Genomic DNA, 12,806 nt, shown 5'->3' on the forward strand with positions numbered 1-12,806 from the left:
CGGGCGCCGGAAAGGACGCTACTTGTCCGCTGAGCCTTTGTCGGCGTTGTCGGCCGCGGCTTCGGTTTTTCCCGTCGCTGCGCTCGCCCCGGTGCGCTTGCCGTAGCGCTTCTCGAAGCGCGCCACCCGGCCGCCGCTGTCGAGGATCTTCTGCTTGCCGGTGTAGAAGGGATGGCACTGCGAGCAGACCTCGACGTGAATCTGTCCGCTCTGCTTGGTGCTGCGCGTGGTGAACGTGTGGCCACAGCCGCAGTGCACCGTGGTCTCTACGTAATCAGGGTGAATACCCGTTTTCATGGTTTCCTCTTCGATCGTGGGCCCCGGGTCGCCCCTCCGTGCTGGAGGTGACGGGCGTGAACCGGAACCGAGGGTCGGCGGTCAATTATGCCAGCTAGGGCCGCCAAGTGCCTAAACGCGTGCGCACCGGGCCGTATTCCGCTTCCACGTTCGGCCGAACGTGGGTTACCGGCACGCGGCGGGGCCGGTTTGGCGTGCATATCCCCACATTCGCGCCTAGACAGGCTGGTACCTGCTGCCGTCGCGCCGCCACAGCGTCCTGCCGTCGGGTGTGACTCCTCGCGCCACGAGCTCACGCTTGAGAATCTTGTTGGTCGCGGTGCTGGGCAGGTCGTCGGCCACCCACACGTAGCGCGGCCAGGCCTTCGGCGACAGGTCCCGCTGGGCCGCCAGGAACTGCTCGAACGTCTCCGGATCGAGGTCGGCGTCGTCCTGCAGCACCAGGGCGGCCATCACCTGGTCACCGACGAGTTCGTCGGGCACCGGATAGACCGCGACGCGGTTGATCGCCGGCAACCGCAGCAGGATCCGCTCGATCGGCGCGGTCGCGAGGTTCTCGCCGTCGACCCGCATCCAGTCGGCCGTGCGCCCGGCCAGGTAGATGTAGCCGTCGGCGTCGCGGTAGGCCAGATCACCCGACCAGTACATGCCGTGGCGCATCCGCTCGTCGGTGGCTTCCCGGTCGTTGTAGTAGCCGCGGAACAGGCCGCTGCCGTCGGTGTTGACGAGTTCGCCGATCGCCAGATCGGCGTTGGTCAAAGCGCCGTTCTCGTCGAACTCCGCCACCGGGCACTCGGTGACCGTGTCGCTGTTGTAGATCGCCACGCCTGGAAAGCCTTGTCCGATCGACCCTTTCGGGGTGTCGGGGGTGCGGGTGATGATCACGGCGTTCTCGGTGGAGCCGAAGCCGTCGTCGACGGTGACGTCGAAGCGTCGGCTGAACTGCTCGATGTCGCGGTCGGTGGCCTCGTTGCCGAATGCGACGCGCAGCGGGTTGTCGCGATCGTCGGGCTGCTCGGGTGTGGCCAGCACGTAGGCCAACGGTTTGCCCACGTAGTTCATGTAGGTCACGCTGTGGCGTCGGATATCGGCCAGGAACCGGGACGCGGAGAACTTGGCGGGCACCATCGCGGCCCCGGCGACGAGTGCGGGTGCCCATCCGCCCACCACGGCGTTCGAATGGAACATCGGCATCGACAGGTAGCAGACGTCGCGCTCGGTGAGTTCGAACTTCTCGGCCAAGGCGTTGCCCGCGAACAGCACCATCAGGTTGGCGACCTGGACCGCTTTGGGCTCGCCGCTGGTCCCGGACGTGAAGATCATCATGAATGTGTCCTCGACCGCGGCTTCCCGGTGCGCAACGAATGTCGTCGCGGTGGCCAGGAAATCGGACCAGGCGGTGGTGGAGGTGTCGAGCACCGTGACCCCCGGCAGGTCCAGACCGTCGAGCAGCGGACGGTGCTCGGCGTCGGTGATCAGGAACTGGCAGTGCACCTTGGCGACGTCGCGCGCCAGGGCCTCACCGCGGCGCGTGGTGTTGATACCGCACACCACATAGCCCCCGAGGCCGGCCGCAGCCAGCGCGATCAGCATGTCGGGGGTGTTGCCGAGCAGGACCCCGACGTGCAGGGGACGGTCCTGGTCGGCGGCCCCGATGAGCGCGGCGGCCTGCGTCTTGGCGTCGGCGACGTACTGGCGGTAGGTCCAGGTGCGGTCGCCGTACCGGATGGCGACGGTGTCGCGGTCGGCACGCTCGTTGAGCAGCTGCTGGAGCGTGTCCGCCATGGCTCACCTTCCGAGAGTGAACAGATTCGCGATTGTGTCTACCATGACACAATGCTCCGATCGGCCCACTTGAGGGCGAGGTTAACGGAGGAGCCCACCTGGTGACGAGCGATGCCGCCACCAAGAGCGTCCACGATCGACTGATCGACGCGGCCGAGGTCTGCCTGCGCGCCAAGGGAATCCGCTCGACCACTGTGTCCGAGGTAGCCGAGGTGGCGGGCGTCTCCCGCGGTTGGCTGTATCGCCACTTTCCCGACAAGGTCTCGCTGCTGGGGGCGGCGATCGTGCGGCTCAACGAGGCCTATTGGTCCGAGGCGCACGAGATGCTCGAACGCGTCGACGGCCTCGACCGGCAGCTCGCCGCCGGCGTCCTGCACGGGCGCACGGCCTATGACGACCCTGGCACGTTGTTGATGAAGCTGCGCATCGACGAGCCCGAGGAGTTCGCCGCGTGCGCGGGCGCCGGCGTCCAGGGCTTGGTGCCCGACCTGGCCGACTTCTGGTCTCGCTACCTGGTTAACGCGCGGGAGTCGGGCGAGATCCACCCCGACACGGATATCGCCGAGGCATCGGAATGGCTTGCCCGCGTGCTGATTTCGCTGGCAACGGTACCCGGTAAGACACTCGATCCCAGCGACGGCGACGCAGTGTTGCGGCACCTGCGCCGCTATGTCATGCCGGGACTGCGAGCCGACCCCGCCGTGTGATCTCTAGGCGACATCGATGGCGACGGCGGGCCGGCCGACGAGCGTCATGAGGATGTCACGGATCGGCGCCTCGACGCGTCGGCCCTCGCCGGCCTGGAAGTCGGCGTCCGTCGCGGCGAGTTGCACGCCTCGAAAGCGTCGCTGCGCCTGGAAGGGAAAGCCCATCGTCCACACCCTTTCGGCCGCAGCGACCGCCGCGTCCACGGGCACGGGACGGTCGATCCCCAGAGGTACCGCGATGTCCTGGGTGTGCACCAACACATCCATCAACGGGTCGAGTTCGGCGGTGCCCGGCGGGCGTTTACGCGATCCCCGCATAGCGCGCAGCGCCGCGGTGAGCTCTGCAGGAGATCGGTTGTCTTGCACCGCTACTCGATAGATCATCGCGTTGATCCGAAAGCCGGAGCGCAGCAGTTCGAACAGCAATCTCGGTTTACCCGACGCGGAGTGTGTGATGTGCGCGGCCACATGACGAACGGTCCATCCCTCGCACAGGGTCGGTGTCGACCATTGTTCGGGTTCGAGGCCGTCGAGCATGTCGGCAAGGCCCGCGCGCTGTTCGTCGATATGCCGCCAGACGGTGTCGGATTCCACGCACGCCTCCTCCAGTTAGTCAGGTATCCTGACGAATATAGTCAGGTTCCCGTACTAAGGTCAATGGGGTGAGCGACTGGGTCAGCACCGCGACGTTGATGTTCATCGGCCATCGCGCTGCCGAGGCACGCGTCATGGAGGCATTGGTCGCGGCAGGTGCCGACGACATCACGCTCGCGCAGTCCAGGCTCATGCAACGCCTCGACCTGCGACAGGTGAATTCGAGCGGAATGCGGCTCACCGTTCTCGCCGAGCAGGCACGCGTGACCAAGCAGACCGCAGGCGCACTGATCGATCAACTGGAGCGGTCCGGCTATGTGGTGCGCACGACGGACCCCACGGATGCGCGCGCTCGGCTCGTCACATTGAGCGACAAGGGCATGGCGGTGTGCCGGGCCGCGGGAGAGGAGATCGCCAAAGTCGAGGACGAGTGGCGACGCTACCTCGGTGCGCGCCGGTTTCAGCAACTTCGCCACGCACTGACGGCGCTGCGCGAGATCACCGACCCCTACCGATGAGCGGTTTCGGTGCCGCGCGTCGCGCTCAGCGCGACCGGCGGCACCGAAATCAGCACGCGGTCAGTCGCCGTCCATCGAGCCCGGAGCGGTCTTGGAGACCTGCACCAGGAACTCGTAGTTGTTCTTGGTCTTGCGCAGCTGGCTCATCAACAGGTCGATGGCCTGGTGCGGATCCAGCCCCGACAACACGCGACGCAGCTTGTGCACGATCCCGAACTCGTCCGGCGAAAGCAGCAGCTCGTCCTTGCGGGTGCCGGACGGGTTGACGTCGACAGCCGGGAAGACGCGCCGCTCGGCGATCTTGCGGTCAAGCTTGAGCTCGGCGTTGCCGGTGCCCTTGAACTCCTCGAAGATCACCGTGTCACCGGTCGAGCCGGTCTCCACCATCGCGGTGGCGACGATGGTCAGCGAGCCGCCCTCTTCGATGTTTCGGGCCGCGCCGAGGAACCGCTTGGGCGGATATAGCGCAGTGGAGTCGACACCACCGGACAGGATGCGACCCGAGGCCGGTGACGCGTTGTTGTACGCGCGGCCGAGGCGGGTGATCGAGTCGAGCAGCACGACGACGTCCTTACCCTGCTCGACCAGCCGCTTGGCCCGCTCGATCGCCAATTCGGCGGCCTGGGTGTGATCGGACGGCGGCCGGTCGAACGTCGAGGCGATGACCTCGCCCTTGACCGAGCGCTGCATGTCGGTCACCTCTTCCGGACGCTCGTCGACGAGCACCACCATCAGGTGGCATTCCGGATTGTTGGTGGTGATCGCGTTGGCGATGTCCTGAAGGATCGTCGTCTTACCGGCCTTCGGCGGCGACACGATCAGCGCGCGCTGCCCCTTGCCGATCGGCATGATCAGGTCGATGACGCGGGTGGTCAGCTTCTCGGTGTTGGTCTCCAGGCGCAGCCGCTCGTTCGGGTAAAGCGGCGTGAGCTTGTTGAACTCCGGCCGCTTCTTGGCCTCCTCGACCGGCTTGCCGTTGACGGTGTCCAGGCGCACCAGCGGATTGAACTTCTGCCGCGGATTCTTGTCGCCGCCTTCTCCGTCTCGGGGCACGCGCACGGCGCCGGTCACGGCGTCACCGCGGCGCAGGCCGTTCTTGCGCACCATGTTCATCGAGACGTACACGTCGTTCGGGCCGGCCAGATAACCGGAGGTGCGCACGAACGCGTAGTTGTCGAGAACGTCGAGGATGCCGGCGACGGGTTGAACGACGTCGTCCTCGCGCAGTTCGGTGTCGCGGTCACCGCCGCCGTCACCGCCACCGCGCTCACGGCGCCTGCGGTCCCGGAACCGGCGACCGCGACGACCGCCACGGCCTTCGCCGTCGTCGTCGTTGTTGTTGTTGCCGCCTCCGCCACCGCCGCGGTTCTGGCCACCCTGCTGGTCGCCCTGCTGCTGGTCGCCGTCGGACTTGCTATCAGACCTGCTGGACTGGTCGCTCTTGTTGGACTGGTCGTTCTGGCGGTCACCGGTCTTGGCGTCCGCAGCGGCGTTGTCCGGCTGATTACCCGAGGCGTCGGGTGTGCCGGCTCCGCGCGACGCGCCACGACGCTCACGGCGCCGGGGCTGCTGCTCGGCGTCGGCATTCGAACCACGGTCGTCGCCGCTCTCGGTGCCCTGCTCGGCGTTCGAAGCGTCTTTGGCCGGTTCGGCGGTCTTGGCCTCGCTGGTCGCAGGAGCCTCGCCACCGGCGGAAGCCTTTCCGCGGCCGTTCGAATCGCCGCGCCGCTCACGGATGGCGGCGACCAGTTCGCTCTTGCGCATACCGGACGCGCCCTCGACGCCGATTTCCTTGGCCAAGGCGCGCAGTTCGGGCAGCACCATGGTCGACAAGGCGCCGCCGCGGTTGCCGGAAGCGACCTCGGCGGTCGGTGCGGATTCCGCGGTCGGCGCGTCCGCCGCAGAAGTTGAAGAGTCTGAACTCACGGCGTTTGGCAGCTCACCGTTTTCGCTGCTGCCCCCAGCCGTGATCAGGTCCGTTTCAGTCACGGATGTCCTTTCTTTCCCTCGCAGAACGAGTCGTGCGGGGATTCGGTGCGATCAGTCGATCCACTGAACGCATGGGCCCCACCATTGCCCCTGCAACGGTGATGGCCGGGCCTCGCCGGTATACGGCGAACCGTCAATCCACGAGTAGACCACGGGGAAAATGGGTGGTGTCCTATTGTCGGCGCAGGTAGAGACGCTGCGATTGCCTGACGACAGCGAGAATATCCCGCATCGGGACGGGAAGCAAGAAAGACATGGGTGTCGTGTTGCTCCTGTGATTCCTGCTCCGACCGCTTTCAGCGTCGTGCTGCTGCGCCTGACATCCACTTCGCGCCGTCACCAATGGTCATGGGTTTGACGGTGAACCCGTTCACGGTGCCGCACTCGAGAGCTTCTGCGGGCAACTCCGGCGACCTGCACAGTGCAAGTACCGAAGGACCCGCTCCTGACAGCACCGCTGCCACACCGCAACGTCGCAGGACCCCCAGGTATTCCGCGGAAGCCGGCATGGCCGACGCCCGTTGCGGCTGATGCAGGACGTCTTCGGTCGCGGGCATCAGCAAGTCGGGCCGCGTTGTCAACGCGACCATCAGCAGGGCGGCCCTGCTCACGTTGAAGCGCGCGTCGGCATGGCTCACCTTCTCCGGTAGGAGCACGCGTGTCTCGGCGGTCGACGAGCGCTCGTCGGGTATCGCGACGAACAGGCGGATGTCGGGGTGCACCCGGATCGGCGCGGCGTCGAATCGGGGCGCCGACTCCGGTCCTTCGGTCCAGGACACCACGCCGCCGCCCAGCACCGCCGCCGAGGCGTTGTCGGGATGCCCTTCGAACTCCGAGGACAGCTGGACGAGGTCGTGTTCGGAAAGGATCTCCGAAGAAGTCTGCGCGGCAAGGCCGTTGACGACCGCGAGTCCGCTGACCACCGCTGCTGCCGAGGACCCGAGGCCTCTCGAGTGTGGGATGTCGTTGCGGCACCGCACCGTCATGCCGGGAGCGCTGATGTCCAACGCCTCGAGCCCTCGCTGGATGGCCCGCACCACGAGATGGCTCTCATCCAGCGGCACTTGTCCCCGGCCCTCACCTTCGACCTCGACCGTCAGACCGGAATCCGTTGTCTCGACCACGATCTCGTCGTAAAGGCCTAACGCGATCCCCAGGCTGTCGAAACCTGGGCCGAGGTTCGCGCTGGATGCCGCCACCACGGAGGTGGCCCTCAGGCCCGGCGGCAAAAGGTGAGTCACCGGCTATCCCAGCCCCAACTGCTCGACGACGGCCACCGGATCGACAGGCACCGCGACCACCAACGGCATGCCCTTCAACGCGGTGTCCGGATCCTTGAGCCCGTTGCCCGTCACCGTGCACACGACCGTCGAACCCTTGGCCACCCAACCGTCTTCGACCGATTTGAGCAGACCGGCGATGCTGGCCGCCGATGCGGGCTCAACGAACACACCCTCGCTGCTGGCCACCAGGTGGTAGGCCTCCAGGATCTCCTCATCGGTGGCGGCCAGGAATCGACCGTCGGACTGCTGCGCTGCGGCCACGGCGGTGGTCCACGATGCGGGCGAGCCGATTCGGATGGCCGTTGCGATGGTCTCCGGATTCTTGACCGGTTGCCCGTGCACGAGCGGCGCCGCGCCGGCCGCCTGCGTGCCGAGCATGCGGGGAAGACGATCCGAGACCCCGTCGCGGTGGTATTCGGTGTAACCCTTCCAGTAGGCGGTGATGTTGCCGGCGTTGCCCACCGGCAGCGAGTGCACATCGGGCGCGACTCCCAACGCGTCGACGATTTCGAAGGCCGCCGTCTTTTGTCCTTCGATCCGGTACGGGTTGACGGAGTTGACCAGCGAAATGGTCGGGAAGTCGGCGGTCAGCTTGCGCGCGAGTTCCAGGCAATCGTCGAAGTTGCCGTCGACCTGGATGATCTTCGCGCCGTGCATGACGGCCTGGGCCAGCTTGCCCATCGCGATCTTGCCCTGCGGCACCAACACTGCGCAGGTGATCCCCGCCCTGGCCGCATAGGCCGCCGCCGATGCCGATGTGTTGCCCGTCGACGCGCACAGCACCGCCTGCTGGCCGCGCGCCACTGCCTCGGTCACCGCCATGGTCATGCCGCGGTCCTTGAACGAACCGGTCGGGTTGAGCCCCTCGACCTTGAGATGCACTGTGCACCCGGTGAGTTCGGACAACCGCTGCGCAGGCAGCAGCGGAGTCCCACCCTCACGCAGGGTGATCGGCGTCCAGCTGTCCTCGACCGGCAGCCGGTCGCGGTACGCGGCGATCAGGCCGGGCCAGGGTTGGTGAACGGTCTGCGCGGAGGCGCTCATTCGGTGGTTCCTTCCATGCGCAGCACGCTGTTGATGCTCTGCACAACATCGAGGTCGGCCAGTGCCGCCACGGTCTCCGACAGTGCCGCGTCCGTGGCCTCATGGGTCACCACCACGATGCGCGCACCGCAGCGCTGGCCGTCCTCGTCGAGCATGCCCTCCTGGCGAACCTCGGCGATGCTGACGTCACGTTCACCGAATTCGGCTGCCACAGCGGACAACACGCCGGCTCGATCAGCGACGTTCATGTTCACGTAGTAACGAGTGGGGATGAAGCCGATGGGCGCGATCGGCAACTTGGCGTATTTCGATTCGCGCGGCCCGCGACCACCCTGTACACGGTTGCGAGCCGCCATCACGAGGTCACCCATCACTGCAGAGGCCGTGGGCGTACCGCCGGCCCCCTGCCCGTAGAACATCAGGCGGCCTGCGGCTTCGGCTTCGACAACCACCGCGTTGAACGCCCCGTTTACGGCGGCCAGTGGATGGTCTAACGGCACTAGCGCGGGGTACACCCGCGCCGAAACCCGCTGCTGACCCTCATCGCCGGTGAGCCGCTCGCAGATGGCCAGAAGTTTGATGGTGCAGCCGAGCGCCTTGGCAGACTCGAAGTCGGCGCTGCTGACCTTGGTGATGCCCTCGCGGTACACGTCGTTGGAGCTGACGCGGGTGTGAAAGGCGATCGAGGCCAGAATCGCCACCTTCGCCGCGGCGTCGTATCCCTCGACATCGGCCGTCGGGTCTGCCTCCGCGTATCCGAGGGCGCTCGCGTCGGCCAGCGCGCTCGTGTAGTCGGCGCCCGTACTGTCCATCTCCGAGAGGATGTAGTTGGTGGTGCCGTTGACGATGCCCGCCACCCGGACGACCGAGTCCCCCGCCAACGACTGGGTCAGGGGACGGATGACAGGGATCGCACCGGCGACCGAGGCCTCGAAATACAGGTCAACACGCGCGTTTTCGGCCGCCTGCGCCAACTCCCCGGTCGAGACCGCCATCAGCGCCTTGTTTGCGGTGACCACGGACTTGCCCTGCTCTAGCGCGGTCAGGATCGCTTTGCGCGCGGGTTCTACGGGCCCCATCAACTCGACGACGATGTCGACGTCGTCGCGGGAGACGAGTTCCTCGATGTTGTCGGTGAGCTTGTCGATCGAGATTCCGCGGTCGTCGGCCACCCGACGGACGCCGACGCCGCGCAGCACCAACGGCGCGCCGATGCGTGCGGCCAGGTCGTCGGCGCTCTGCTCGATGATGCGCACAACCTGGCTACCGACGTTCCCAAAGCCGAGAACCGCCACGCCGATGGGCTTTTCGGAATCAGTCATCGTTACCTCACTTCCAGACTCAGCAGATCGTCGGCCGTCTCCCGGCGCAGGATCAGGCGGGCTTGTCCGTCGCGCGCGGCGACCACGGCGGGACGGCCGATCAGGTTGTAACGGCTCGACATGGAATAGCAGTAGGCGCCGGTCGCCGCGACTCCCAGCAGGTCGCCGGGCCGGATATCGTCGGGAACCCAGGTGTCGCGGACGACAATATCGCCGCTCTCACAGTGCTTTCCGACGATACGACCGATTGTGGGCGCGGCATCGGTGGTGCGTGATATCAGCCGTGCGTCGTATTCCGCGCCGTAGAGCGACGTGCGGATGTTGTCGCTCATACCGCCGTCCACGCTGACGTAGCGGCGATGCGCAGTCGGACTCACGGCGACATCCTTGACGGTGCCGACCTCGTAGAGCGTGATGGTCCCGGGACCCGCGATGGCCCGACCCGGCTCGACAACCAACCGTGGAGTGGGTAGCCCGACGGCAGCCGACTCGTCGCGCACGATCGCGGTCAGCTTGGCCGCCAGGTCAGCGATCGGCGGTGGATCGTCCTGGGGCAGATACGAGATGCCGAGGCCGCCGCCCAGGTCGACGATCGACATCTGCGAGGTCTTGTCGACGCCGAACTCGGCGACCACGTCGCGAAGGAACCCGATCACCCGATGGGCGGCGATCTCGAACCCGGCGACGTCGAAGATCTGAGATCCGATATGGCTGTGCAAACCCTTGAGGCGCAGGTGATCGGCCTCGAACACCCGCCGGACGGCATCCATGGCGGCACCCGAAGCCAGTGAGAGGCCGAATTTCTGGTCCTCGTGCGCGGTCGAGATGAACTCGTGCGTGTGCGCCTCGACGCCGACCGTGACGCGGACCAGCACGTCCTGGACCACTCCTGCGGCGGCGGCGATCTGGTCGAGTCGGCCGATCTCGATCATCGAGTCGACCACCACATGCTCGATACCGGCCTTGACGGCCGCGGTCAGCTCGGCAACCGATTTGTTGTTGCCGTGCAACGCGATCCGTTCGGCGGGGAAGCCACCGGCCAGCGCGACGGCCATCTCACCTCCGCTGGCCACGTCGAGCGAGAGGCCTTCTTCGGCGATCCAGCGGGCGACCTCGGTGCACATGAATGCCTTGGCGGCGTAGCGGACGTTTTCGCCCCCACCGAACGCCGCGGCGATCTCACGGCAGCGCGACCGGAAGTCGTCCTCGTCCACCACGAATGTCGGCGTGCCGAACTCTGCGGCGATGTCGGTGACCGGTACGCCGCCGATCGACACCAGACCGTCGTCATCACGAACGGTGCTGCGGGGCCACACATTCGGCGCCAACAGCAGAAGCTCGGACGGCGACTGCGGGCGCGGCGGTGCACCTCCGTGGTGGATTTCTTCGGCGTGCCGGGGGCCGGCGGGATGGGCGATCACATGCGCTCCGGAGCTGAGACGCCTAGGATGCCAAGGCCGTTCGCGATCACCTGACGGGTGGCTGCGCAGAGCGCCAGGCGCGCACTGTGCAGCTCGTTGGATGCCTCGTCGCCCTGCGGCAGCACACGGCAGGAGTCGTAGAACCGGTGGTAGTCGCCGGCCAGATCCTCGAGGTATCGCGAGACGCGGTGCGGTTCTCGCAGTGTCGCAGCCGTTTTGAGCACGCGCGGGAATTCGCCGATGTTGCGAATCAGCGTGCCTTCCTTGTCGTGGTTGAGCTGTTGCAGGTTCTCGGTGCTGGGAACGATACCCAGTTCGGCGGCGTTGCGGGCCAGCGCCGACAGCCGCGCGTGCGCGTATTGCACGTAGTAGACCGGGTTTTCGTTGGACGCCGACGACCACAGCTCGAGGTCGATGTCGATCGGGCTGTCGACCGAGGACCGGATCAGCGAATAGCGGGCGGCGTCGACGCCGATCGCCTCGACCAGGTCGTCGAGGGTGATCACCGTGCCGGCCCGCTTACTCATCCGGACCGGCTGGCCCTCGCGCACCAGGTTGACCATCTGACCGATGAGCACCTCGACCGTGGCCGGGTCCTCGCCCAGTGCGGCCGCCACCGCCTTGAGCCGGGCGATGTAACCGTGGTGATCGGCGCCGAGCATGTAGATGCACAGGTCGAATCCGCGCTCGCGCTTGTCCAGGTAGTAGGCGATGTCGGCGGCGATATAGGCAGGCGCACCGTCGCTCTTGATGACGACGCGGTCCTTATCGTCGCCGTGGTCGGTGGTCCGCAACCAGGTCGCGCCGTCCTTCTCGTAGATGCTGCCCGCCTCGCGCAGGCGGGCGATGGCCTGCTCGACCCGTCCGGACGTGTGCATCGAATCTTCGTGGGTGTAGACGTCGAAGTCGGTGCCGAAGTCGTGCAACGACTGCTTGATGTGGGCGAACATCAAATCCACGCCGATAGCGCGGAAGGTCTCGCGCATCTCGTCTTCGGGCAGGCCCAGCGCGTCGGGCTCCTTAGCGAGCACCTGCGCGGCGATGTCTTTGATGTAGGCGCCCGCATAGCCGTCCTCGGGTGTCGGTTCGCCCTTCGCCGCGGCGATCAGGGAGCTGGTGAACCGGTCGATCTGGGCACCGTGGTCATTGAAGTAGTACTCGCGCGTGACCGCGGCGCCCTGGGTCGACAGCAGCCGGCCGAGAGCGTCGCCGACGGCCGCCCAGCGGGTGCCGCCGATGTGGATCGGCCCGGTGGGGTTGGCGGAGACGAACTCGAGGTTGATGTTGCGTCCTGCGAGTGTCTCGGAGTGACCGTAGGCGGCGCCGGCCGTCAGGACGTCGGTGACGATGACGTTCTGTGCCGACGCCTCCAGGCGCATGTTCAAGAAGCCGGGGCCGGCGATGTCCGCAGCGGCAATCCCGGCATTGTCGGCCAGGGCCTCGGCCAGCCAGCCGGCCAGTTCCCGCGGGTTGGCGCCGACTTTTTTGCCCAGTTGAAGGGCGAGGTTGGTGGCATAGTCGCCGTGCTCGGGATTGCGCGGGCGTTCGACGGTGACGGTCTCCGGCAGCGCTGACGCGTCGAGCCCATGCTCGGCCAACACCGCGGCAGCGGTGGACTTGAGCAGGTCGGCCAGGTCGGCGGGGGTCACGGGGGTCCATCCTATGGTCTCGGGTGGTCAGGCCCCGAATCCGCTTCCGATGAACTGAATGCGTTAGGCTGTGCAGGCCCATCGGCGCTGTTTCTCACGCGCCCCCGTAGCTCAGGGGATAGAGCGTCTGCCTCCGGAGCAGAAGGCCGCAGGTTCGAATCCTGCCGGGGGCACCACTCCCCGAACAACGTCGGGTT

11 protein-coding genes and 1 tRNA gene are annotated in these 12,806 nt (G+C 66.7%); 3 read left to right on the forward strand and 9 right to left on the reverse strand.

The features are described 5' to 3' along the window. Positions 1-18 precede the first annotated feature (18 nt). Positions 19-297, reverse strand: coding sequence for a 50S ribosomal protein L31 (gene rpmE / locus A5790_RS07780; RefSeq protein ID WP_066842455.1), 279 nt, complete (start codon positions 295-297; stop codon positions 19-21). 216 nt (positions 298-513) lie between these two features. After that, on the reverse strand, positions 514-2,082 hold the full coding sequence (fadD1, locus tag A5790_RS07785; RefSeq protein WP_066842457.1) for a fatty-acid--CoA ligase FadD1: 1,569 nt from the start codon (positions 2,080-2,082) through the stop codon (positions 514-516). Positions 2,083-2,183: 101 nt separating this feature from the next. Here fadD1 and A5790_RS07790 point away from each other — a divergent pair, with 101 nt between their 5' ends. Beyond that, entirely contained in the window at positions 2,184-2,789 is a 606-nt protein-coding gene (locus A5790_RS07790) for a TetR/AcrR family transcriptional regulator (RefSeq protein WP_066842459.1), read from the forward strand. A gap of 3 nt (positions 2,790-2,792) precedes the next feature. Here A5790_RS07790 and A5790_RS07795 read toward each other — a convergent pair whose 3' ends face one another. Continuing rightward, entirely contained in the window at positions 2,793-3,383 is a 591-nt protein-coding gene (locus tag A5790_RS07795) for a maleylpyruvate isomerase family mycothiol-dependent enzyme (protein WP_066842461.1), read from the reverse strand. Positions 3,384-3,481: 98 nt separating this feature from the next. On the opposite strand from A5790_RS07795, the gene A5790_RS07800 reads away from it, so the two are divergent. Next, positions 3,482-3,901, forward strand: coding sequence for a MarR family winged helix-turn-helix transcriptional regulator (locus A5790_RS07800; protein ID WP_369829776.1), 420 nt, complete (start codon positions 3,482-3,484; stop codon positions 3,899-3,901). Positions 3,902-3,961: 60 nt separating this feature from the next. Here the strand turns inward: A5790_RS07800 and rho are convergent, their stop codons facing one another. From rho to argS, 6 genes are all read right to left on the reverse strand, one after another. Beyond that, entirely contained in the window at positions 3,962-5,890 is a 1,929-nt protein-coding gene (gene rho, locus A5790_RS07805) for a transcription termination factor Rho (protein WP_066842465.1), read from the reverse strand. A 296-nt stretch (positions 5,891-6,186) separates the two neighbouring features. Next, the gene (gene thrB / locus A5790_RS07810; protein ID WP_066842467.1) at positions 6,187-7,131 is read right to left on the reverse strand and encodes a homoserine kinase; all 945 of its coding nucleotides are present in this window, start codon (positions 7,129-7,131) and stop codon (positions 6,187-6,189) included. A gap of 3 nt (positions 7,132-7,134) precedes the next feature. Then, a complete protein-coding gene (thrC, locus tag A5790_RS07815; protein ID WP_066842469.1) occupies positions 7,135-8,217 on the reverse strand; it encodes a threonine synthase in 1,083 nt (360 codons plus the stop codon). Then, positions 8,214-9,539, reverse strand: coding sequence for a homoserine dehydrogenase (locus tag A5790_RS07820; RefSeq protein ID WP_066842471.1), 1,326 nt, complete (start codon positions 9,537-9,539; stop codon positions 8,214-8,216). The genes thrC and A5790_RS07820 overlap by 4 nt, the downstream gene beginning before the upstream one ends. Positions 9,540-9,541: 2 nt before the next feature. Next, positions 9,542-10,921: a diaminopimelate decarboxylase gene (gene lysA / locus A5790_RS07825; protein ID WP_197696737.1), complete on the reverse strand. Its 1,380-nt coding sequence runs from the start codon at positions 10,919-10,921 to the stop codon at positions 9,542-9,544. Between the two features lie 35 nt (positions 10,922-10,956). Next, entirely contained in the window at positions 10,957-12,609 is a 1,653-nt protein-coding gene (gene argS, locus A5790_RS07830; protein ID WP_066842475.1) for an arginine--tRNA ligase, read from the reverse strand. A 100-nt stretch (positions 12,610-12,709) separates the two neighbouring features. Here argS and A5790_RS07835 point away from each other — a divergent pair. Further along, positions 12,710-12,785 (forward strand) — tRNA-Arg (locus A5790_RS07835). Positions 12,786-12,806: the final 21 nt, after the last annotated feature.

It is taken from the genome of Mycobacterium sp. 852002-51152_SCH6134967 (genome assembly GCF_001667105.1).
Classification (GTDB): Bacteria; Actinomycetota; Actinomycetes; order Mycobacteriales; family Mycobacteriaceae; genus Mycobacterium; species Mycobacterium neumannii_A.